Genomic DNA, 23,236 nt, shown 5'->3' on the forward strand with positions numbered 1-23,236 from the left:
GTGCCTCATGGCGTCCAGCGTTGAAAAAGTATCATTAAACACACCGCTTCTGAGCCTTGACGATGTTGAGCTGCTCAAGCGCGAGACGCTCTATGAGGGGTTTTTTCGCCTTGAAAAGATGGAGCTTCGCCATCGCCTTTTTGAAGGTGGCTGGAGCAAACCCATGCATCGCGAAGTGCATAGCCGACACGATGCGGTGGGGGTATTGCTTTATGACCCCGCACGCGATGCGCTGGTGCTGGTTGAGCAGTTTCGCGCGGGTGCAGTAAACGACCCCGTTTCCCCCTGGAAACTTGAATTCGTAGCGGGCCTGATTGATAAAGATGAGTCGCTTGAAGATGTTGCCAGGCGTGAGTCACTGGAAGAAGCAGGCTGCAAAGTAGGGCCGTTAACCCTGATTCATACCTATTACCCAAGCCCCGGGGCCTGCAATGAGCGTGTAACGCTGTTTTGTGGGCTGGTTGATACGCAGGGTGTAAGCGGTATCCACGGTCTTGATGAAGAGCATGAAGATATTCGCGTTCACGTGGTGTCTTTTCCTACCGCTTGGGAACTCTTGGCGCAGGGGAGACTCGACAACGCCATGTGTTTGATAGGACTGCACTGGCTCAATGGCCAACGCGCCTCCTTGCGCGCGTCGTCCCAGCGAGCCCTCACCTCAAGCGAAAACCACGAGGAGTGAGCATGGCAAGAACAGCCTATGTCACCGATTTAAAGTCGCTCCAAGGGGAGTGCAGCGCCAACTATCTGCGTTTATTGCGCCTGGTTGGTGATATGGAGAGCGGGCAACGCCGCGAGATCGCTTTAAGTAGCCATGAACAGCATTTTGGTGATTTGCAGCTCACGGTATTAGAGCATGCCCCTTACACCACGATGATCGAAGTGACTCAAAGTGGCCCCCTGGATGCGATTATGGAAGGCCCGCGCATGCGGGTGCATCTTTACCATGATGTGCGTATGGCAGAGGTCACCGATTTTCAGCGCGAGCGCCATTTCAGCGGCCGCTATCGCTATCCGAATGCGCGCATGCATCAGCCCGATGAAAAGCTTCAGCTTAATCGCTTTTTAGGCGAGTGGTTGGCCCACGGGCTATCGCATGGCCATGCCTACGATTTACCGGAGATGCGTTAATGCGGCTGGTACAGATAACCGATGCCCACTTGTATGCTGATATCAATGCACGCTCGCGCGCCGGTGTGCCGTGGCTGCATTTTCAGCGCGTTCTCGCGGCAGCGGTTGCCGAGCGCCCGGATATCATCGTATTGACGGGGGATGTCAGCCAGGACGAAACCGCCGCGTCGTACACGCTTGCCAACAACGTATTGACGAGTTTGCCCTGCCCGTGGTTTTGGCTGCCGGGCAATCACGACCAGGTTGATCTGATGCGCGCCGAGCATCCGCTACTCGAAGCGGTTGATATGCAGCAATGGCGCCTGCTGTTGCTTAATACACAGGTGGCAGGCCAACCCCATGGAGAGCTGGGCAGCGAGCGGCTGAGGGCGTTGTCTGCACTACTTGAAGAGGACGACCGTCCCGTGCTGATCGCCATGCATCATCCGCCGGTAGACGTTGGCGCTAGCTGGATGGATGCTATCGGTTTGCAGGACCGGGAGGCGTTTTGGCAGGTACTGAGCGCTTACCCGCAGGTCAAGATCGTACTGTTCGGCCACGCGCATCAGGCGTATGCCCAGCACATCGAGTTAGCGGATGGTGGCCGTGTAGGCGTCTATGGTTGCCCGGCGATGTCGGATCAGTTTATGCCGGGTGCCGAAACATTCACCATCGATGAAGCCTCAAGGCCTGGTTATCGAGTAGTGGATTTTAATGGTGAAGAGTGGCAAACCTGGGTAGAGCGCGTTGATGTCTAGTCGATATCACGCTTTCTATGTTGCTTATTTCATAAAAGAATAAAAAGATAGTTATTAATTCTTTTGGGTTATTATTGACTCGGCGTTACTCTACTCACAATCGAGCGTATAACGTTTTAATTCAGCGTGTACTGCAAGCTTATAAGAATCGGCTTGTTTTGTGAGGTAGTAGACCATGACTCAGTTCTCCACACTCTCTTCGACGCCGCGGCGTGAGGTGCCTGGCGCACTTGATGCCGCGCGTCAAACGCACCTAAAACAGCTAGAAGCCGAGTCCATTCACATCATTCGTGAAGTGGCGGCTGAATTCAGTAACCCGGTCATGATGTATTCGATCGGTAAAGACTCCTCGGTGATGCTGCATCTGGCGCGTAAGGCATTTTATCCCGGTACGCCGCCGTTTCCCCTGATGCACGTGGATACCACCTGGAAGTTTCGCGAAATGATCGAGTTTCGTAACCGCATGGCATCCGAGGCGGGCATGGAGCTGATCGTGCACACCAACGAAGAGGGGCGGGCAGCCAATATCAACCCGTTCGACCATGGCAGCGCGAAATATACCGATATCATGAAAACCCAGGCGCTTAAGCAGGCGCTGGACAAGTACGGTTTTGATGCCGCTTTCGGCGGTGCCCGGCGCGATGAGGAAGCCTCGCGCGCCAAGGAGCGTGTCTACTCTTTCCGCGACAAGTACCACCGTTGGGACCCCAAAAATCAGCGCCCGGAGCTTTGGAACGTTTACAACGCCAAGGTCAACAAAGGCGAGTCGATTCGCGTGTTCCCGCTCTCCAACTGGACCGAGCTTGATATCTGGCAGTACATCTATCTGGAGTCGATCCCGATTGTACCGCTGTATTTCTCCGCTAAGCGCCCGATAGTCGAGCGTGACGGCATGCAGGTCATGGTGGATGACGACCGTCTGCCGCTGGCGCCAGGTGAAGTGCCCGAAGAGAAATCAGTGCGCTTTAGAACGCTTGGCTGCTATCCGCTGACCGGTGCGGTGGAATCAGAAGCCGCAACGCTTCCGGAAATCATTCAGGAAATGCTCCTGACCCGGACTAGCGAGCGCAGTGGCCGCGCCATCGATCGCGATCAGGTAGGTTCCATGGAGAAGAAAAAGCGCGAGGGGTACTTCTGATGTCTCACCAGTCCAATTTGATCGCCGACAATATCGAGCAGTACCTGCACGAGCATGAAAACAAGGACCTCTTGCGGTTCATTACCTGCGGCAGTGTCGACGACGGCAAGTCAACGCTGATCGGCCGCTTGCTGCACGACTCCAAGATGATTTTTGAAGATCAGCTCGCCGCGATTACCCTGGCCTCCAAGACCAGCGGTACTACTGGCGATACGGTGGATCTGGCCCTGTTGGTCGATGGTTTGCAGTCCGAGCGCGAGCAGGGCATTACCATTGATGTCGCCTACCGGTTCTTCTCCACAGATAAGCGCAAATTTATCATTGCCGATACGCCAGGGCATGAGCAGTACACGCGTAACATGGCCACCGGCGCCTCTACGGCAAGCCTTGCGATTATCCTGATTGACGCGCGTTACGGCGTGCAGACCCAAACGCGCCGGCACAGCTTTATTGCTGACCTGCTGGGTATTCAGCACTTGGTAATTGCCGTCAATAAGATGGACTTAGTCGGCTTTTCCGAGCAGCGCTTTGCAGAAATCAAAGCGGAATACCACGCGTTTGCCACCAATTTGCAGGCACGCGACATTCAGTTTGTACCCATGTCGGCGCTAAACGGCGATAACGTAGTTAACCGCAGTGAACATACCCCGTGGTATAGCGGTGAAACGCTGATTGAATTACTCGAAAATACCCAAATCAGCCAAGATGACAATCTGACGGATCTGCGTTTGCCCGTACAGTACGTCAACCGGCCGAACCTGGATTTTCGTGGCTACTGCGGCACGCTGGCTGCTGGCGTTCTGCGCTCAGGTCAGTCGGTAAAAGCCCTGCCTTCAGGCAAGATGTCAAAAGTGGCGCGGATAGTTACTTTTGATGGTGATTTGAGTGAAGCCTACCCGGGGCAGGCCATCACCGTGACGCTTGAAGACGAAATCGATATTTCCCGTGGTGACTGGCTGGTGAGCGCAGAGGCCGACGTACCGCTTTCCAATGCGTTTACCGCCGATGTAGTCTGGATGCACGAAGAAGCGCTGAAGCCGGGTAAGCTCTACGACTTTAAACTCGCGACCCGCGATCTTTCCGGGCAGGTCAGTGCGATCGAGTATCAGGTCGACGTCAACACGCTTGAAAAGCACGCCACTGACGCATTAGAGCTTAATGCGATTGCGCGCTGCGAAATTGAGCTTACCGCTACGGTGCCGATCGATAATTATCGCAACAGCCCTAAAACGGGTAGCTTTATTATTGTCGACCGACTGACCAACGTTACAGTAGGCGCGGGGATGATACGTGCGGTAGCCGCACATAGCGCCACCGATGCATCCACTACCGATTGGGCTGCCTTTGAACGTGACCTGAACGCGCTGGTGCGCAAGCATTTCCCGCACTGGGAAGCTAAAGACATTAACGCCTTATTCAAACGCTAAATTAAGTTTGATCAATGCCTTAGCCCGCTTCGTTAGAAGCGGGCTTTTTCGTATCTGTTAAATTAAGAAAGGCTAAACAATAGGGCCATTCGCTTGACGCTCACTCAGGATGCGCCACACTAATAGGGCGTTTTTAACGCACACCTCATCACGAAAAGGAGAGCATGATGAACCAAGCACTGAATGGTAAACGTGTCGCTATTGTCGCCGCCGACGGTTTTGAAGAGGCTGAATTAAGCTCACCGCGCGATGCGCTCAAAAAAGCCGGTGTCGAAGTACACATTGTGACGCCTGACGGTAAAGGTATTCGCGCCTGGGCTGAAACAGATTGGGGCGATACTTACGAGGCTGATAAAGCGCTTGCCGATGTTAACGAATCCGATTACCACGCTTTGGTATTGCCGGGTGGCTTGTTTAACCCAGACGAGCTGCGAGTTAATGAAGACGCGTTAAGCTTCGTAAAAGCATTTTTCCAGGCCGGTAAGCCCGTAGCCGCTATTTGCCACGCTCCGTGGATTTTAATCAATGCCGGTGTGGTTGATGGGCGCCGCCTGACGTCGGTGCCTAGCATCGCGCAGGATTTACGTAATGCTGGCGCTGAGTGGGTCGACGAAAAAGTCGTAGTGGATAGTGGTTTTGTCACCAGCCGAACGCCTAAAGACCTAGACGCCTTTAATGCCAAACTCTTGGAAGAGCTTCAAGAAGGTCGTCACTCTGGTCAGCACGCTTAATGTCGTGGTTTAGTCCGTGGGCAAGCTTTGTAAAAAGGCTTGTCCATACTGCTGCAAAACCCATGAAGCGAGACCGTGGCCGCGGCGGGATGGTTGTTCATCCTTACCGCGGCTACGGCTCGTCTGAAGAAGTGTTCATAATGGGGCGGGTATTTCGCCAAGCTGCCCTTGGTCGTGCTATTCCGCGGCGCGGTATGTTGCGTGATACGGCCGACGTGACCCGACGAATTTTTCGCCGCGGCCTTGCTGACGCGCAGGTGGACATTAGTATCGGTCAAAATCAGCTAACGTTGATGACTGACCGGGACGGCTATTTTGATGCGCACCTTCCGATTGCCCATTCGCTGCCTATCGATGTTTCCTGGCATCGAGCGGATATCATGGTGCATGCGGAAAACCAGTCGCCTGTACGTACTAACGTTGAGGTTTACGTACCGCCACCGGAAACAGACCTGCTGATCATTAGCGATATTGATGACACCGTCATGTTTACCGGCGTTGCCGAAAAGCTCAAGATGCTTTATCGCCTCTTTGTACGTAAACCGCATCGGCGCACGGCATTTCCAGGTGTCGCCTCGCTATATCAGGCCCTGCACCGCGGCGAAAGTGAGAAGGCCGAACGACCCATTTTGTATGTATCCCGCGGGCCCTGGGCTATTTACGAAATGCTCGAAACGTTCTTTCAGCTCAACCGGATTCCGGTTGGCCCGATCCTGTTTCTACGCGAGTGGGGGATTTCATTACGTCACCCCTGGCCGCGTCGTGCCGAGGATCACAAGCGCATGTTAATTGATCGAATGTTGACGCTGTTCGATGAGCTACCGTGCATTTTGATTGGCGATAGCGGGCAACACGACCCAGAAGTGTATGCCGAGATCGTCAAGGCCTACCCCGGGCGTATCAAAGCGATCTATATCCGCCGCGTGGATAAAGACCCTGAACGCGAACAGGCTATTCAACGGCTTCGCGATGAGCTGGTAGATTCCCAGTGCGACTTGGTACTCGCCCCCGACAGCGTATTGATTGCTGAGCACGCCCACGCCAATGGCGATATTTCGGCGCGTGGCCTACAGGCAGTCAAGCGCGATGTAAAAGAGCATCTCGAAGAAGAGCGCCGTGAAGCGCAAGGGTAAGCCTTGCCTTAACGTCGTTGTTGTCTGACCATGATAAAACGAAGCTTTCCACTATCTTCCCATTTCGGGTGCTAAGTCATCATGGTCGTTCTACTCATCGTGCTGTTACTCGCGGTTTTTATACTGCCCAACGTATGGGCAAAGTGGGTGCTTAAGCGCCACCAGCGCGGCCGCGACGATTACCCAGGTACCGGGGCCGAGCTTGCCGAGCATTTGCTGCGGCGCCTGGGGGTCGATGAAGTAACCGTTGAACGTACCGAGTTTGGCGATCATTACGATCCTGAAACGCGCTGCGTGCGCCTTTCGCCCGATCATTACGATGGTCGCTCACTCACAGCGGTAACCGTTGCCGCCCATGAAGTGGGTCATGCCATACAGCATCATCAAGGCTATGCGCCGCTGCTGGCGCGCAGCCGCTTAGTGGGCGTTGCCCAAAAGGCAGAAAAGATGGGGGCCATTCTAATGATGGCCGCGCCGTTTTTATTCTTGTTGACGCGCGTGCCGGGCGGTTTGGCGTTAGTGATTGGCATGGCGGTGATTAGCTTCGGTACCGCCGCGTTGGTTCACCTGGTGACGCTACCAGTTGAATTCGATGCCAGCTTCAACCGCGCACTGCCGCTTTTAAAAGATTATGTCCCACCCTACGACATGGCGGGCGCGCGGCACGTGTTAACCGCCTGTGCGTTTACCTATGTCGCGGCTTCACTTGCCAGCATGTTGAACCTGGGCCGCTGGCTGGTGATCTTGCGCCGTTAAGCGCTAATCTCAAACGCTGTTTACAGCTTATCCCGGCTTGTTAGCCATGATCACCGCCCGCCGTGGCGCAGGGTAACCTTCAATGGTGCGGGTGCGGTCATCGGGGTCGAGAAAGTCCGCCAGCGACTGATAGGTCATCCACTCGGTGGAGCGCTGCTCGTCAAGCGTGGTGACTGCTTCATCGACCACGCGGATATTGGTAAAGCCGCAGCGGCTAAGCCAGTGGCACAGCGCTTTGGAGGAGGGCAGAAAGTAGACGTTGGGCATCGCGGCGTAGCGCTCGCCGGGCACAAACACCGTTTGCTCATCGCCTTCCACTACCAGCGTTTCCAATACCAGTTCGCCACCCGGCGCCAGGGCCGCTTTCAGCTGCTGAAGATGTTCGAAAGGGGAGGCGCGGTGATACAGCACGCCCATGGAAAATACCGTGTCGAAAAAGCCGAGGTTTTCCGGTACGTCCTCGATACCCACGGGAAGGAACTGAGTACGCCCCCCATCGGCATCGCCCACAAAATGGCGCACCGCCTGAAACTGCCAGTAAAAGCGCGGCGAAGGATCAATCACCAACACGAATGCAGCCCCAGCACCGGTCATTCGCCAGGCGTGATAGCCGCTGCCGCCGCCGACATCCAGCACCTTGCGGTACTTGAGCGGCGCTAGATGAGGGGCGACGCGCTGCCACTTCCAGTCGGAGCGCCACTCGGTCTCGATATCAATGCCGCCCAGCTGAAAAGGGCCTTTGCGCCACGGAGCCAGCTTACGCAGCAGGTTAAAACACTGGCGCTGTTGGCTATCGCTGAGCGCAAGCTCCACCGTTACCGTATCGCTATCGAGCTGAACGTCGCGCTGTGCAGGTAGGGGTGGCAGTTTGGCCACGGCTTTTTCCCAGGCCGGCAGGTCGCCATGGCGCTGGCGGTCAAGCCCCCGGGCCAGCTGCTCGGGTAATTTAGCCAGCCAAGTGGTTAAGCCCTGGTCTAAAAATGCCTGATAAAGTGCACGGTGATCATCAGGGAGTTCCACTTAGCTCTCCTTAAACGCAATGACAGAGGCAAAGTTCAGGTACTGGAACCACGTTACCGTACGTGGGAAGCCTGCCTGCTGTAAGCGCTGATGCAGCGCATCCAACGTATCGGGCACTAACACGTTTTCAAGCGCGGTACGCTTTTGGCTGATCTCCATCTCGCTGTAACCGTTGGCGCGCTTGAAGTCGTGGTAGCGCTCGACCCGCCATGCATTATCCCGCTCATCTACATCAACGGTTTTTTCGGATAACACCAGCACGCCGCCGGGCTCAAGGGCGTCAAACAGCTGCTTTAATAGCGCATCCCGGTCGGCGGGGGGCAAAAACTGCAACGTAAAGTTAAGAATGATCATGCCTGATGGCGCATACTCGAGCGTGCGAATATCGGCTTCTTCCACGCTCATGGCATGTTCAGGGCACTCTTCACTGAACGTTTGCCGGGCACGCTCCACCATGGCGGGCGAAAGATCGACACCCGTATAGCGAAACGCATTAGGTTTCAGCGCGCCTGCCAGAGCGAGGCCCGAGGCGCCGAGCGAGCAGCCCAGGTCATAGACGTGACCGCCATGGCGAAGGTGGCGCTGGGCAATCAGGCTCAGCATACCCAGGATCTGACCGTAGCCCGGTACCGAGCGGCGGATCATGTCAGGGAAGCAGGCAACCACCTGCTCATCGAAAGAGAAGCGCGCCACTCGATCAAGGGGTGTCGAAAAGATAGCGTCACGGTAAGATGCATTACTCATTGGCAAGCCGGGGGTCATCAAAAGGGGGTAATAGTTTACGCGCCCTACTTTGACCAGAACAGACCCGAGCTGCATGGTTCGACGCCACAGGAGACGGCAAATGGCCTCAGCATCACGCGCTACCCCCGATAAACTGCCCGCTTGGCAGACACTAAAACAGCATGCCGAGGAACTTAAAAGCGTTCATTTAAAGACGCTGTTTGGCTCGGATCGCAGTCGTTGGTCACACTTTACCCGTCATGTGTCAGGTTTGACGCTGGATCTTTCCAAGCAGCGCTGGGATGACGATACGTTAGAGCACCTGTTGGCCTTGGCCCAGGATGCCGGCGTGCCGGGTGCCATCGATGCTCTGCTGAGCGGTAAGCGGGTTAACGTCAGCGAGAACCGCCCGGCGCTGCATACCGCGCTGCGGTTACCGGCCGATGCGACGCTGAACGTTGAAGGCGAAGACGTAGTGGCGGGGGTTCAGGAAAGTCTGGCGCAAATGGAGCGCTTGGTTTGCCGTTTGCACGCCGGGCAGTGGCGCGGGGCGACGGGCAAGCCCATCCGCCATGTGGTGAATTTAGGCGTCGGCGGCTCGGACCTAGGGCCGTTAATGGTGACGCACGCACTGGCTGACTACCGGCCTGAGAATATTCATCCCGTTGAGGTGCATTTTGCCTCGACAATGGATGGTTCGCAGCTGGCCGATTATTTAGGGCGTCTAAATCCCGAAACGACCATCTTTGTGCTCTCCTCAAAGTCGTTTACCACCATTGATACGCTTTCCAACGCCAATACGGCCAGAGACTGGCTGTTGGGCCGTTTAACTCAGCATAGTGATTTTGTCAGCGCTCCACCGGTGAGCGCTGAGCTTATCGTACGTCAGCATTTTATCGGTGTGTCGGCCAGCCCCGAGAAAATGAGCGAGTGGGGGATTGCGCCAGACCACCAGCTTAAATTCTGGGAGTGGGTAGGCGGGCGCTACTCGCTGTGGGGCACGATTGGTTTGCCGATTGCCCTGGTCGTGGGTATGGCGCATTTTCGCGAACTGCTGGCCGGTGCCCATGCCATGGACCGCCACTTCAGTGAAGCGCCCATGGAGGACAACCTGCCCGTACTGCTGGCCCTGGCCGGTATCTGGAACGTTAACTTTCTGGATATACGCGCCCACTCGATCCTGCCTTACGATGGCCGTCTGGAATATTTTGCCGCCTATCTTGAGCAGCTGGAAATGGAGTCCAACGGCAAGTCGGTCACCCGCCAGGGCCAGGCGGTCAGCTATTCGACCTGCCCGGTACTTTGGGGGCAGCTGGGGCCCAACGCCCAGCACGCGTTTTATCAATTGCTTCATCAGGGCACCCAGTCGGTTGTGTGTGACTTTATCGCCCCGCTCAAGCGTTATGATGAGGTAGAAGACCCGGACACCCGCCGCCACCTCAAAGCACAGCACCGGCTGGCGCTTGCCAACTGCTTCGCCCAATCCCGCGTTCTAATGCTGGGCGATGACGCCTTAGAAGATGATGGACCACGCCCTGAGCACAAACGCTACCGCGGCAACCAGCCATCGACCACAGTGCTGCTGGATAAGCTTACCCCTCACAGCCTGGGCGCTTTGATTGCGCTTTATGAGCACAAGGTGTTCGTGCAAGCGGTCATCTGGGATATCAATCCGTTTGACCAGTGGGGCGTGGAGCTTGGCAAGCAGATTGCCACCGACACCCAGGCGATTATCGACGGCGAAGGGGACGTCTCGCGTATGGATGCCTCCAGCCGCGGCTTGATCGAAGCTTTCTGGGCCGCCGAGCAGGATAAGTAGCTGCTGCGGCCGATATAACTGCACGCGGCACTTTTCTTAATCAAGTAAAAGGCATGGCTGGATATACAGCTTTTTGCTATTCTAGCGATCTTTGTCGGCTGCCTGTACGAATCACAGGCAGCTGCCAGCTTTACCCTTCAGGAACCGACGTTACATGACCCAGTTTGATGCCTCTCAGTACGGCGCGAGTTCTATCGAAGTCCTGTCAGGGCTCGAGCCGGTACGTAAGCGTCCCGGTATGTACACCGATACCTCACGGCCCAATCACCTGGCCCAGGAAGTGATTGATAACAGCGTTGATGAAGCGCTGGCCGGCCACGCCTCTTTTATTCGTGTCATGTTGCACAGCGATGGGGGCATCGAGGTTCAGGATGACGGCCGAGGTATGCCGATTGACCTTCACCCCGAGCACGGCGTTTCAGGGGTAGAACTGATTCTTACCAAGCTGCACTCAGGCGGTAAGTTCTCCTCTTCGAGCTATCGGTTTTCCGGTGGCCTTCACGGCGTGGGCGTCTCGGTCGTCAACGCGCTTTCACGGCGCCTGGAAGTAGAAGTAACTCGTGACGGCGCGCGTCATGCGATCGCCTTTGAGCACGGTGAAAAAGTCGAAAATCTGCATGAAATAGGCAAGGCTGCCAAACGCGCCACCGGGACGCTGGTGCGGTTCTGGCCCGATGAAAGCTATTTCGACAGCCCCAAACTTGCGGTTTCAAGGCTTAAACATCTGTTACGTGCCAAGGCAGTACTCTGCCCAGGGCTTGCCGTTACGCTGGTTGAGCCAGATGGCACTAAAACCGAGTGGGCCTACGCTGACGGCCTGCGCGACTATTTGGCGGAAGCCACCGATGGCTATGAAGTATTGCCCAACGCGCCGTTTGTCGGTCACTTCAGTGATGACGAGCATGGCGTGGACTGGGCCATTCAATGGCTGCCGGAAGGTGGTGAATCGTTGCTGGAAAGCTACGTTAACCTGATTCCCACGCCGCAAGGCGGCACTCACGTTAATGGCTTTCGCTCTGGATTACTGGATGCGCTGCGCGAGTTTTGTGAATATCGCAGCCTGTTGCCGCGCGGTATAAAGCTCACCGCAGATGATCTTTGGGAGCGCGCCTCTTTCGTACTCTCAGTAAAGATGCTTGACCCCCAGTTTGCCGGGCAAACCAAAGAGCGCCTCTCCTCACGCACCATCGCAGGCTTTGTATCGGGCGTTGTAAAAGATGCGTTCTCGCTTTGGCTAAACCACCATATTGATCACGCCGAGCAACTGGCGGAGCTGGTGATCAGCGCCGCCCAGCATCGCCAGAAAAAGGCCAAGAAGGTCGCCCGTAAAAAGGTCACGTCAGGCCCGGCGCTTCCGGGCAAGCTTGCTGACTGCTCGGGGCAGGACCCGTCGCTTAGCGAGCTGTTTCTGGTGGAGGGTGACTCGGCCGGGGGCAGCGCCAAGCAGGCCCGTAACCGTGAAACTCAGGCTATTCTTCCGCTGCGCGGTAAAATTCTGAATACCTGGGAAGTTGAGACCCACGATATTTACGGCTCTCAAGAAGTTCATGACATTGCGGTTGCCATTGGCGCGGACCCCAGTAGCGCGAATCTTGAAAAGCTGCGCTACCACAAAATTTGTATTCTTGCCGATGCGGACTCTGACGGGCTGCACATTGCCACGCTGCTGTGCGCGCTGTTTGTACGCCATTTCCCCGCGCTAGTGGATGCCGGCCACGTATTTGTCGCCATGCCACCCCTTTACCGCATCGATTTAGGTAAAGAGGTCCACTACGCCCTCGATGAGAGCGAAAAAAATGCCATTCTCAAACAGCTGTCCAAAAAACGTGGCACCCCGAACGTGCAGCGCTTCAAGGGCCTGGGTGAAATGAACCCGCTACAGCTGCGAGAAACCACCATGGCGGTCGAAACCCGCCGCCTGGTACAGCTAACGCTGGAAGAGGGCGACGGCACCATGGAAATGATGGATATGCTGCTCGCCAAGAAGCGCGCCAGTGACCGCAAGAAGTGGCTGGAAGATTACGGCAACCTCGCAGACATTGAGGTATAACCCCAGATGACCATGGATATTCAGGTAGCGGAAGGCGACGTCGAACGTCTCTCCTTGCGCGACTATACCGAAAAAGCGTACCTCGACTACTCGATGTACGTCATTTTAGACCGTGCCTTGCCCAATATTGGCGACGGCATGAAGCCTGTGCAGCGGCGGATCATTTACGCCATGCGTGAGTTGGCGCTTCACGCCAACGCCAAGTACAAAAAGTCAGCGCGTACCGTTGGCGACGTACTGGGTAAGTTTCACCCGCATGGCGACAGCGCCTGTTACGAAGCCATGGTGCTGATGGCGCAGTCGTTTAGCTACCGCTACCCCTTGGTCGATGGCCAGGGTAACTGGGGAAGCCCGGACGATCCCAAGTCGTTCGCGGCCATGCGCTATACCGAAGCCAAACTCTCCAAGTTTTCCGAAGTGCTGTTGGGCGAATTAGGCCAAGGTACTGTCGATTGGGTGCCCAATTTTGACGGCACCATGCAAGAGCCTCTCGTGCTGCCTGCCAAGCTACCCCATGTATTGCTCAATGGCGGTACCGGGATTGCGGTAGGGATGGCTACGGATATTCCGCCGCATAACGTTGGTGAAGTGGTCGAAGCCACTTGCCATTTGCTGCGCAACCCTCAAGCGACCACGACCGACTTGATGGCGTTTGTGCCCGCGCCTGATTTTCCGACAGACGCAGAAATCATCACTCCCCCAGCCGACCTGCGTAAGCTTTATGAGTCAGGCCGCGGCTCGGTAAAACTGCGTGCTCGCTATGTTCGCGAAGACGCCAATATCGTGATCACCGCGGTGCCTTACCAGGTCAGCGGTGCCAAAGTGCTTGAACAGATCGCCGCGCAGATGCAGGCCAAGAAGTTGCCCATGGTGGCAGATCTTCGCGATGAGTCGACCCATGAAGAGCCCACGCGCCTGGTCATTGAGCCGCGCTCCAGTCGGGTGGACGTTGAGTCGCTCATGGCCCACCTGTTTGCCACCACGGATCTGGAAAAGAACGTGCGGGTGAATATGAACGTGATCGGCCTGGATGGCCGTCCGCGGGTCATGTCCCTGCCCGACATGCTGGGTGAGTGGCTACGCTTTCGCCGCACCACGGTGCGCCGTCGGTTGGAGCACCGCTTAGGTAAGGTTGAAGATCGTCTGCATATTTTGGAAGGTTTGCTGACAGCCTATCTCAACCTTGACGAAGTGATCCGGATTATTCGCGAGGAAGATGACCCGAAAGCTTCGCTAATCAGCGCCTTTAGTCTCTCAGAGCGTCAGGCGGAAGCGATTCTCGAGCTACGCCTGCGTCATCTTGCCAAGCTTGAAGAGATGAAGATTCGCGGCGAGCAGGATGAGCTGGAAAAAGAGCGTAAACAGCTCCAGGGGCTGCTGGGAAGCGAAGCAAAACTGACCACGCTGATCGAAAAAGAGATCCGCGCGGCGGGTAAAGAACACGGCGACGAGCGCCGCTCACCGCTGGTTGAGCGCAGTGAAGCCAAGGCGCTTTCGGAAGTCGAGCTGCTGGGTGCCGACCCGATCACCGTGGTGCTGTCTGATAAAGGCTGGATCCGCGCCGCCAAAGGCCATGATATTGATCCAGAGGGGCTTTCCTATAAAGCCGGGGATAGCTTCCATCTGGCGGCCCGGGGTAAAACCAATCAGCCTCTAGTACTGCTGGATGATACGGGGCGCGCTTATACCTTGGCCGCCCACAACCTGCCCAGCGCGCGGGGCCAGGGTGAACCGGTGACCGGGCGGGCGAATGTATCGGCAGGGGCGCAAATGGCAGGGCTAATGCTTGCCCCGCCTGAGCGGCGCTTTGTATTGGCAAGCGACGGTGGTTACGGCTTTATGGCTCGCCTGGACGCGCTTACCGGCAAAAATAAAGCCGGTAAAGCGGTGCTCAGCGTACCCAAAGGCTGCAGCGTAATGGCGCCGATCGAGGTGCCTGATGGTGAAGAGCTTTGGGTAGCGTCGGTGTCTAACGAAGGCCGGTTACTGTTGTTTCCGCTTGAGCAGCTGCCTGAAATGACCAAGGGCAAAGGCAATAAGATGCTCGATATCCCCGGCCCCAGGGCTACACGCCGGGAAGAGTTCGTACGTGATATTACCGTTCTCAGCGCAACCGATGCGTTGCTGATTCACGCCGGTAAGCGAAAACTCACGCTCAAGGCGGATGATTTGGCATATTATCGCGGCGAAAGAGGTCGGCGAGGCAGTAAGTTGCCGCGCGGCTTCCAGAAAGTTGACCGGCTAGAGGCGGGAGAGTAACTCATGACAAAACGTTGTTTGATTCGCGCAACGGGTGTGGCACGCCCCGGCCAGCTAGAGGGCCTGGGCAAAGCATTTGCCAGCACGGGGGCGCAGCTTTTGGATATCAACCAAAGCGTGACGTTTGGCATGCTTTCCCTGGAAGCTCTGGTGGGGCTTGAGCACGATAATGCCTTGGAGGCGACGCTAAGTGAAGCTGGCGACGCGCTAGGGCTGGATGTGCAGGCGATTAAGGTTAACCCCGATGATTATCAGCGCTGGAGCAATGAAGCAAGCCAGCCTCGGCTGATTTTGACGCTGCTGGCGCCGCATTTACCGGCAGGCATCCTGGCCGAAGTCGGCATCCTGACGGCCGAGTTTGGTTTAACGGTCGAGCTGATTCATCGGCTTTCAGGGCGTGAGTTGCTGGATGGTAGCGCGCCTGCTGGCGGTGCCTGCGTCGAGTGTTGGCTTCGTGGCGATGATGCCAATATCGAAGCGCTGCGTGAAAAGGCATTGGCGCTAGGCGCTGAGCATGGCGTGGATATTGCCATTCAGGAAGACTCGATCTGGCGTCGTCATCGTCGCCTGGTGTGCTTCGATATGGATTCCACGCTGATCAAAGCCGAAGTGATCGATGAGCTGGCCCGGCATCACGGGGTGGGTGATGAAGTTGCCGAAGTGACCGAGCGCGCCATGCGCGGCGAGCTGGACTTCCAGGAAAGCTTTCGTGAACGCATGAGCAAGCTTAAAGGCCTCGATGAGTCGGTGTTGATCAAGATCGCCGAAGAGCTGCCGTTGATGGACGGTGTTGAACGCTTAATGGCTAACTTAAAGCGCTTTGGCTACCGCACCGTGATTCTGTCCGGCGGCTTTACCTATTTTGCCCGTCATTTACAGGAGAAGCTTGGCTTTGATGAGATTCATGCCAATGAGCTGGTAATTGAAAACGGTAAGGTCACCGGTGAAGTGAAGGCACCTATCGTTGATGCCGAGCGTAAAGCAGAGCTTTTGGAGCAGATCGCACTGCGTGAAGGCTTTACGCTGGAGCAGACCATTGCCGTGGGCGATGGGGCCAACGATCTCAAAATGTTGGCTAAGGCGGGGTTGGGCATCGCGTTTCGGGCCAAACCACTGGTGCGCGCCCAGGCGCGTCAAGCCATCTCTACGCTGGGCATTGACGCTGTGCTGTATCTGATTGGCTATCGTCAAACGGATTTGATCGATTAAGTATTTTGCTCGTAATCAATGAGTCGGTGCGTAACGTACCGACTCATGGTTAATGGTCTGATGAATCTATCAGTTACATGATCGAGGAGAGCGCCACGCCTTGATACTCGTGACTCAGGTGTTCAAGCCTTGCCGCTTCGCTTTCGCTAAGTGCCGGCGAGTCCCATAGCGGGTTACCTTGTGCATCTTTAAGGCCTTCTACCGTTACGGTAAGCGTGGCATTGCTGGGTATCTGCGTATTTCCCCATGCGCTGAAGCGGTTAGGCGCCAGGCGCCACGTGGCCGTTTCACCTGCTTCAAGGCCGCCTGCGATCACGTAGTAGAACGTTTCATCAATCCAGGGAACGGATCGCTCAGTGCTGGTCACCACACCTCTTAAAAATACCTGCGAGACGGCCTGTTCAGTGTTATTGGTAACCTCAATATCCACTGCTGGCTCCGGCGTGCCGTAAGGGCTTTGGCTCATATAGTAGCGCGCGCTATCAATACTAAAGCGCTCCCGATGCTCGCGGTCTTTTTCAGCCTGCGTTTGCTTTTCAGTCAACCTGGCAAGCGTTGTAATAGCCTGTTCGCGCTCTCTGGCGCGCCTTTCACGTAAAATATCGTCGGCGCGATCAATCACCTGATCGCCCGTTAAACCATGCATGCGCACGTTGGCAGACTCAGCGATTTCCGCTGCATTCATGCGCTGAGGGCTAAGTAGGGCCACGCTGCTAAAGTTGGGCATTGCCATGATCGCGAGCGCTTTATCAAACTCATCGCGCTTATAAGCAGGCATTGCCTCACGTACATTCTCAATCGAGACAACTGCGGCCGGCATCGAACTAGTATCTATTTTGGGGTCTGAGCAACCGGCGACCATAACCAACGAAAGCGTTATGGCAGAAAGGCGTAGGAGGCTCCACATACATTCACCTCAAGATGGTCAAAATCGCAGTGGAGCTTACTGGAAAGTGCCGCCGCTCACTACTGTTCATAACTAATGTTTTTAATCTTCATCATGCTTCCCCTGGCTTTAAGCATGGCTGAAAAAAAAGCGCTGGCAGTTGGCCAGCGCTTTGTCGGTCAGAGACGTGCTTTTTTAGCCGTGGCCTTTATCGGGGTGGGGGACCGGCTTATCACCGACTTCCTCATCGCGTAACTCAAAAGGCTTGCCGCCGGTGGTGTCCGTATGGCGAAGCTGCATATGCAGCCCCGTTTTGGCCAGCAAGTGCGCGCTAACCGGCGCGGTAATAAACAGAAACAGCGTAATCAACATTTCCTGAATATCCGGCTTGCCGTCAACACTCCAGAAATACAGCATTGAGGCAATCAGCATACAGCCAATGCCCAGCGTGGTGGCCTTGGTAGGTCCGTGTAAGCGCATATAAAAATCGCGCAAGTGCGCCATGCCCAACGAGCCGATAAAGACAAACACACCGCCTGCAATCAGTAATAGCGAAGTAATCGCTTCTACGAGTAGCGACATTGAAATGCCTCCTTATAGCGGGCCGTCATTAATCGCGTCATCATTCGATAATGTCTCCGCGCAGAATGTATTTGCACACGGCCACGGTGCTGATAAAGCCAAGCATGGCAATCAGCAGTGCCGATTCGAAATAGGTTTTGCTGTTCAGCCAAAGCCCAAGCAGTACGATCAAGGCGATGGAGTTGACGTACATGGTATCCAGCGCCAGCACTCTATCCGGCATGTCCGGGCCCACGGTCAAGCGGAACAGGTTCATCAGCAACGCCAGCACTACCAGCGTTAAGGTGATATACAACGCAGCATCTAACATTCGTAAATCTCCTTAAGCGGCCGCTCGTAACGCTCGCGAATTTGTTCGATCAAAGCTTCTTCATCATCCACGTTTAACGCATGAATCAACAGCGATTTGCCGTCCAACCGCAGGTTCGCTGATACCGTACCCGGCGTGAGGCTAATGGTGCTGGCCAGCAGGGTAATGGTAAAGCGCTCCTCGAGCATTAAAGGGTATTCGATGAAATGTGGTTTCAGCGTGCGCCAGGGGTTGGCAATTAAATAGGCTACTTCGAAGTTGGCGGTGACAATATCACCTAGCACGCGAAGCACGTAGCGCAGCAGTTTGAAGGGCTTCTTTATACGCGGCTTTGAATCCCAGAAGCGGTAGGTCAGCAGGGGAATCAGAATCGCCAGCGCACCGCCTAGTACAAACTGTCCAAATGCATAGCTGCGCGCTAGCAGCAGCCATACGATGAGTAGCAGAATCGATAGAACCGGTGTTGGTAACCAAGAACGCGGCGCAATCATGGTGCCTCCCCAGCGTTAGAAATTAACGTATCAATCAGGCGTTGCGGGTGGCTTAGCTGTTCGGCTGTAGCTTGAGTGTAGTCGCTTATCGGGCCTGCCAGAGCGACCAGAATGGGCGCCGCGCTAAGTAGCCAGACGACCCCAAACCATTGGCGACGCGCCAAAGGACTGCCGCTAAAACTACCGCGGTGGCTTCTCCAGAACAGGGTAGAACCTGCCCGGGAAAGAGCGACGAGCGATGCCAGGCTTGCGAGTAACAGCAGTGGCCATAACCACAGGCGTTGGGTGCCTTCTGCTGCGTTAAGCATCAATGCCTTACCCACGGCCCCTGATAGCGGCGGCATGCCAATAACCGCGATGGCCCCGATAAAGAACAGCAGCGCCAAGGCATTGCCTTGCACCATAGGGCGGCCTTTGACGATACGAGTACCCGCTTTGCCCCGCTGCAGGCCGATCATTTCCGCCAGCAGGAAAAGCCCACCGGTGATTAGCGTGGTATGCATCAGGTAATAAAGCAGGGCCGAAATAGCTTGAGGCGAGCGCATGCCGACGCCAGCAAGCAGCGTACCCACAGAAATAAGCACCAGATAGGCAACCAGAAGACGCAAATCACGCGCGGCAATAACGCCTATGCCAGCCACCGCAAGGGTTGCCAATGCCAGCCACCAAATCCAGGACTGTTCGAGCGCGTCAAGCGTGCCTGCGCTTTCGCTAAAGATAAGCGAGTACACGCGCAGGATCGCGTAAATGCCGACTTTGGTCATGATGGCAAACAGGGCCGCCACCGGCGCGGGCGCCGCTGCGTAAGCACGTGGCAGCCAGAAATACAGCGGTACGATAGCGGCCTTCAAGCCAAACACCACCAGCAGCATGAGTGCACCCGCCGTCACCAAACCCTGGCGCTCGGCAGGCAGGTCCACTAAACGCTGCCCCATATCGGCCATGTTGAGCGTGCCGGTGGCGCCATAAAGAATGCCCACGGCAATCAGGAAAAGCGATGAACCCGCCAGGTTCAAAACCACATAGTGAACGCTTGCCTGAATGCGCGCCTTGCCTCCGCCATGCAGCAGCAGGGCATAAGAGGCGAGCAGCAGTACTTCGAAAAACACAAACAGGTTGAACAGGTCACCGGTTAAAAAGGCGCCGTTAATACCCAGCAGCTGCCACTGAAACAGACCATGGAAGTTACTGCCTTTTTCATCGTCCCCGGCGCAGGCAAACACCACCGCACCGACCGCCAATAAAGCGGTAATCAAAAGCATCAGGGCCGAAAGACGATCAAGCACCAAGACGATACCAAACGGTGGCTGCCAGTCGCCCAGGGCGTAGTAAACAATCTCTCCCTGTGCTGCGGTTTTTACCAGACTAATCGCCGCCAGCAGCATCAAAACCGTCGCAACGACGCTGACAATGCGCTTATAACGAACCAAACCTTGGCGTTGATAGAGCAGCAAAATACCTGCCACCAACGGGACTACTACGGGTAAAACGATTAAATGTTGAATCATTCACGGTCTTCCTTTCTGCCGTCTACGTGGTCGTTACCCGCTTCACTGCGGGCACGCATGGCAAGAATTACGACAAACGCGGTCATGGCAAAACCGATGACGATGGCCGTGAGCACTAACGCTTGGGGTAGCGGGTCGGCATAAGCGCCGTCCCCGTTGACAATGGTGGCACCATCAGTGGTAAGGCCGCCCATGGAGAAAAGAAACAGGTTCACCGCGTAAGACGTAAGTGTTAGCCCAACCACGACGGGAAACGTGCGCCCGCGCAGGGTTAAATACAGGCCACATGCGGTTAATACGCCGGTGGTAATCGCGTAAAGGGTTTCCATTAATTAGGCTCCTTGGCGGGTAACTGAGCGGCTGGAGTCTCCGGCTCTTTAGGGTCGGTGACCGGGCGGTGCGCGGTAGTTACCTTGCCCAGGTTGGCAAGGATCATCAGCGTGGCGCCTACCACGGCCAGGTAAACTCCAAGATCAAATAATAACGCAGTGGCCAGCTCAAACTTGCCGATTCCCGGCAAGCTGAAGTAGCCAAACGCCGAGGTAAGGAAGGGATAACCAAATAGCCAGCTGCCCAGGCCGGTTAACGTGGCGATTGCCACTCCGACTACGGCAACGGGCTGGAAGGGGAAGTCCAGGCGTGCCTGGGCCCATTCAACACCGCGTGCCATATACAGCAGAATAAGCGCAACGGCGGTAATCAGGCCGGCAATAAAGCCGCCGCCAGGCTGGTTGTGGCCGCGTAGGAAAATAAATGCTGATACCAATAACGCTAAAGGTAATAACGTCATTGAGATCGAGGTCAAAATGGCCGGGTAGCGATCGGGCGACCACACACGGCCTTCGCCATCACTATGAGGCATAAACAGGCGCAAGCGGTTAAGCAGCTTAAAGATAGCCAGCCCTGCCAATGCCAGTACGGTAATTTCACCGAGGGTATCGAAACCGCGGAAATCGACCAGGATTACGTTGACGACGTTATGTCCACCGCCACCGGGCACGCTGTTTTCCATAAAGAAGTTGGAGATCGACAGGGTGTCGCGGGTCATGACCGCGTAGTTAAGGCTTGCCACGACCAGACCCAGCGAGCCTGCCAGCAGCATATCGCGCACGTTGCGCATAGGGCTCGACTCGCGCGGCGTTTTTTGCGGCAGGAAGAACAGTGCAAGCATCAGCAGGATCATGGTCACTACCTCAACGGAAAGCTGAGTAAGCGCCAAGTCAGGGGCTGAAAAGCGGGCAAAGGTAAGGGCGACAAAAAGGCCTACCACTGACAGCATTAACAGCGAAATTAGCCGGTAGCGGTGGGTGGCCGCCGTCGCAATACCCCCAAAAATCAGCATGCCGGCCCCAAGCACGACAATACCATCCGTCGGCTGGTTGCCTTTAGCGCCCGTGAGTATGTCGATTTGCACGAGCCCCAGTACGCCCATGCACAGCGCCGCCAACAGCAGCCAGCTCATAAATCGCTGTAGCGAATTGCCATCCAGAGCCGCCATGATCTGCTCGGCACGATAGCCGATCGCAACTAACGAGCGCTCAAACACTCGCCGGGCATCGACACTTGCAAAGGGCTGAAGGAAGCGGCGCAAGTCGGCATGGCGCCAATACAGGAGGAGGCCTACCGCAAAGGCGATCATGCTCATCACGAGCGGTAGGTTAACGCCGTGCCAAATGGCCAAATGGAAATCCAGCGGCTCGCCAAGCACCGCTTGAGTTGCCAGGCCCAGCAGGTTGGTTGCAAAAAACGCCGGTAAAACGCCGACTACAACACAAAGTGCTACCAGTATTTCAACGGGCAGACGCATTAAATGCGGCGGTTCGTGAGGCGTTTTGGGTGAGGCTTCCTTGGGTGCTTTATAGAAAACCGCATGCACTAGCCGGATTGAGTAAGCGACCGAAAGAATGCCGCCGACGGTCGCAAGCGCCGGGATAAGCCAGCTAAGCCCGCCGAGTACCGGCGTGGCAAGCGTTTCGGTAAAGAACATTTCTTTGGATAAAAAGCCGTTGAACAGCGGTACGCCTGCCATGGCGGCTGAGGCAAGAATCGTCAGCAGCGCGGTGACCGGCATGGTTTTACGTAAGCCGCCCAGCTGTTTCAATTCGCGAGTACCTGTCTCGTGATCAATAATGCCCGCACTCATAAACAGAGCCGCTTTAAAAGTCGCGTGGTTAATAATGTGGAAGAGTGCCGCGAGTACCGCCATAGGGCTGCCAATACCTAAGAGTACGGTGATCAGGCCCAAATGGCTGATAGTCGAAAACGCCAGGATGGCTTTGAGGTCGGTTTTAAACAACGCAAACCAGGCACCGTATAGCAGCGTAATGGAGCCCACTAAGGGCACGATAACGCTCCAAAGTTCGCTGCCAGCAATGGCTGGATGCAGGCGCGCCATTAGAAAAATGCCGGCTTTTACCATCGTTGCCGAATGCAGATAAGCCGATACCGGCGTAGGCGCCGCCATGGCATGGGGAAGCCAGAACTGAAATGGGAACTGGGCCGATTTGGTAAATGCCCCGAGCAGGACCAGAGCCAGCATGATGGGATAACGAGAGTCGGCCAGAATACGTTCGCTGCTGGCGAGAACGTCATCCATACGGTAACTGCCGGCCATATCACCTAGCAGCAATAAGCCTGCGAGGAGCGCTAAACCGCCTGCACCGGTCACGGTCAATGCCATGCGTGCCCCTTTACGTGCATCGCTGCGATACGACCAAAAGCCAATCAACAAGAAAGAGGAAATACTGGTAAGTTCCCAGAACAGCCACAGCAGTATGAGATTGTCGGACATCGAAATGCCGACCATGGATGCCATAAACAGCATCATAAAGGCATAAAAACGTCCATGTGGCTCATCTTTGGCAAGATAGAAATGGGCATACAGCAAGATCAATAAGCCGATACCTAAAATCAGCATATTGAACAGTAACGAAAGCCCATCAAGGCGAAAGGCCAGCTCAAGCCCTAGTTCAGGCATCCACGTGAAGCTAACGCGTAACGCCTCACCATCGAGCATTGCAGGTAACTGCATCAACGTTAGCAGTAAGGCAATTGCCGGCATTATGCCTGTTGCGAGTGAGCACAATGTGCGTCCGCGGTGGGCAGTGAGTGCCGGCACCAATACGCCCAGCAAAGGCAGTAAGGCTATCCACAGCAGTATCATGGGGTCATCCAGCGCTATTAAATTCTAAAAAATGCCACCAAGTCGCCTTAGGGCGTACTGGTGGCGCAGGCTACGTTATAGGTTATATGGAACAAGAGGATATCACTTGTATGGTCGGTATGTGATTTTAGTATAAAGTGTGGCTGAAAACCGTTTAGAGACC

Annotated in this window: 21 protein-coding genes; 12 read left to right on the plus strand and 9 right to left on the minus strand. The window is 55.6% G+C overall.

Annotated elements, in window-relative coordinates; genetic code table 11:
* Nucleotides 1-7 precede the first annotated feature (7 nt).
* The 8 genes from D467_RS0101035 to D467_RS0101070 all read left to right on the plus strand — a co-directional run bounded on the left by D467_RS0101035 (nucleotide 8) and on the right by D467_RS0101070 (nucleotide 7,053).
* Complete coding sequence (locus D467_RS0101035) at nucleotides 8-682, plus strand: NUDIX domain-containing protein (protein ID WP_018915644.1); 675 nt, start codon at nucleotides 8-10, stop codon at nucleotides 680-682.
* 2 nt (nucleotides 683-684) lie between these two features.
* Nucleotides 685-1,131, plus strand: a complete 447-nt coding sequence (locus tag D467_RS0101040) for a DUF1249 domain-containing protein (protein WP_018915645.1) — start codon at nucleotides 685-687, stop codon at nucleotides 1,129-1,131.
* Entirely contained in the window at nucleotides 1,131-1,868 is a 738-nt protein-coding gene (locus D467_RS0101045) for a metallophosphoesterase (RefSeq protein WP_018915646.1), read from the plus strand. Before D467_RS0101040 ends, D467_RS0101045 begins: the two co-directional genes overlap by 1 nt.
* Nucleotides 1,869-2,043: 175 nt before the next feature.
* Nucleotides 2,044-3,006 carry a sulfate adenylyltransferase subunit CysD gene (gene cysD / locus D467_RS0101050; protein WP_018915647.1) on the plus strand — a complete coding sequence of 321 codons (963 nt, stop codon included), beginning with the start codon at nucleotides 2,044-2,046 and terminating at the stop codon, nucleotides 3,004-3,006.
* Entirely contained in the window at nucleotides 3,006-4,433 is a 1,428-nt protein-coding gene (gene cysN / locus D467_RS0101055) for a sulfate adenylyltransferase subunit CysN (protein ID WP_018915648.1), read from the plus strand. The genes cysD and cysN overlap by 1 nt, the downstream gene beginning before the upstream one ends.
* Nucleotides 4,434-4,600: 167 nt before the next feature.
* Complete coding sequence (locus tag D467_RS0101060; RefSeq protein ID WP_018915649.1) at nucleotides 4,601-5,164, plus strand: type 1 glutamine amidotransferase domain-containing protein; 564 nt, start codon at nucleotides 4,601-4,603, stop codon at nucleotides 5,162-5,164.
* A 62-nt stretch (nucleotides 5,165-5,226) separates the two neighbouring features.
* A complete protein-coding gene (locus D467_RS0101065; RefSeq protein ID WP_018915650.1) occupies nucleotides 5,227-6,297 on the plus strand; it encodes an App1 family protein phosphatidate phosphatase in 1,071 nt (356 codons plus the stop codon).
* Nucleotides 6,298-6,378: 81 nt separating this feature from the next.
* Complete coding sequence (locus D467_RS0101070) at nucleotides 6,379-7,053, plus strand: zinc metallopeptidase (protein WP_018915651.1); 675 nt, start codon at nucleotides 6,379-6,381, stop codon at nucleotides 7,051-7,053.
* A 27-nt stretch (nucleotides 7,054-7,080) separates the two neighbouring features.
* Here D467_RS0101070 and cmoB read toward each other — a convergent pair whose 3' ends face one another.
* Both cmoB and cmoA read right to left on the minus strand, forming a co-directional pair.
* A complete protein-coding gene (gene cmoB / locus D467_RS0101075; protein ID WP_018915652.1) occupies nucleotides 7,081-8,073 on the minus strand; it encodes a tRNA 5-methoxyuridine(34)/uridine 5-oxyacetic acid(34) synthase CmoB in 993 nt (330 codons plus the stop codon).
* Nucleotides 8,074-8,817 carry a carboxy-S-adenosyl-L-methionine synthase CmoA gene (gene cmoA, locus D467_RS0101080; RefSeq protein WP_026285551.1) on the minus strand — a complete coding sequence of 248 codons (744 nt, stop codon included), beginning with the start codon at nucleotides 8,815-8,817 and terminating at the stop codon, nucleotides 8,074-8,076.
* 100 nt (nucleotides 8,818-8,917) lie between these two features.
* Between cmoA and pgi the strand changes: the two genes are divergently transcribed.
* The 4 genes from pgi to serB all read left to right on the plus strand — a co-directional run bounded on the left by pgi (nucleotide 8,918) and on the right by serB (nucleotide 16,133).
* On the plus strand, nucleotides 8,918-10,615 hold the full coding sequence (gene pgi / locus D467_RS0101085) for a glucose-6-phosphate isomerase (protein WP_018915654.1): 1,698 nt from the start codon (nucleotides 8,918-8,920) through the stop codon (nucleotides 10,613-10,615).
* Between the two features lie 154 nt (nucleotides 10,616-10,769).
* Entirely contained in the window at nucleotides 10,770-12,665 is a 1,896-nt protein-coding gene (gene parE, locus D467_RS0101090) for a DNA topoisomerase IV subunit B (RefSeq protein WP_018915655.1), read from the plus strand.
* 6 nt (nucleotides 12,666-12,671) lie between these two features.
* A complete protein-coding gene (parC, locus tag D467_RS0101095) occupies nucleotides 12,672-14,924 on the plus strand; it encodes a DNA topoisomerase IV subunit A (RefSeq protein ID WP_018915656.1) in 2,253 nt (750 codons plus the stop codon).
* 3 nt (nucleotides 14,925-14,927) lie between these two features.
* Nucleotides 14,928-16,133, plus strand: coding sequence for a phosphoserine phosphatase SerB (gene serB, locus D467_RS0101100; protein WP_018915657.1), 1,206 nt, complete (start codon nucleotides 14,928-14,930; stop codon nucleotides 16,131-16,133).
* Between the two features lie 73 nt (nucleotides 16,134-16,206).
* Here serB and D467_RS0101105 read toward each other — a convergent pair whose 3' ends face one another.
* The 7 genes from D467_RS0101105 to D467_RS0101135 all read right to left on the minus strand — a co-directional run bounded on the left by D467_RS0101105 (nucleotide 16,207) and on the right by D467_RS0101135 (nucleotide 23,073).
* Nucleotides 16,207-17,040: a DUF6694 family lipoprotein gene (locus D467_RS0101105; RefSeq protein ID WP_340139686.1), complete on the minus strand. Its 834-nt coding sequence runs from the start codon at nucleotides 17,038-17,040 to the stop codon at nucleotides 16,207-16,209.
* A gap of 174 nt (nucleotides 17,041-17,214) precedes the next feature.
* Nucleotides 17,215-17,601: a Na+/H+ antiporter subunit G gene (locus tag D467_RS0101110; RefSeq protein WP_018915659.1), complete on the minus strand. Its 387-nt coding sequence runs from the start codon at nucleotides 17,599-17,601 to the stop codon at nucleotides 17,215-17,217.
* Between the two features lie 40 nt (nucleotides 17,602-17,641).
* A complete protein-coding gene (locus D467_RS0101115; protein WP_018915660.1) occupies nucleotides 17,642-17,911 on the minus strand; it encodes a K+/H+ antiporter subunit F in 270 nt (89 codons plus the stop codon).
* The gene (locus tag D467_RS0101120) at nucleotides 17,905-18,402 is read right to left on the minus strand and encodes a Na+/H+ antiporter subunit E (RefSeq protein ID WP_018915661.1); all 498 of its coding nucleotides are present in this window, start codon (nucleotides 18,400-18,402) and stop codon (nucleotides 17,905-17,907) included. Before D467_RS0101120 ends, D467_RS0101115 begins: the two co-directional genes overlap by 7 nt.
* Nucleotides 18,399-19,910 (minus strand): monovalent cation/H+ antiporter subunit D, encoded by a 1,512-nt coding sequence (locus D467_RS0101125; protein ID WP_018915662.1) that lies wholly within the window; start codon nucleotides 19,908-19,910, stop codon nucleotides 18,399-18,401. Before D467_RS0101125 ends, D467_RS0101120 begins: the two co-directional genes overlap by 4 nt.
* A complete protein-coding gene (locus D467_RS0101130; RefSeq protein WP_018915663.1) occupies nucleotides 19,907-20,239 on the minus strand; it encodes a Na+/H+ antiporter subunit C in 333 nt (110 codons plus the stop codon). The genes D467_RS0101125 and D467_RS0101130 overlap by 4 nt, the downstream gene beginning before the upstream one ends.
* Nucleotides 20,239-23,073, minus strand: a complete 2,835-nt coding sequence (locus D467_RS0101135) for a monovalent cation/H+ antiporter subunit A (RefSeq protein WP_018915664.1) — start codon at nucleotides 23,071-23,073, stop codon at nucleotides 20,239-20,241. Before D467_RS0101135 ends, D467_RS0101130 begins: the two co-directional genes overlap by 1 nt.
* Nucleotides 23,074-23,236 lie beyond the last annotated feature (163 nt).

The sequence above is a fragment of the Vreelandella zhanjiangensis DSM 21076 genome, assembly GCF_000377665.1.
Classification (GTDB): Bacteria; Pseudomonadota; Gammaproteobacteria; order Pseudomonadales; family Halomonadaceae; genus Vreelandella; species Vreelandella zhanjiangensis.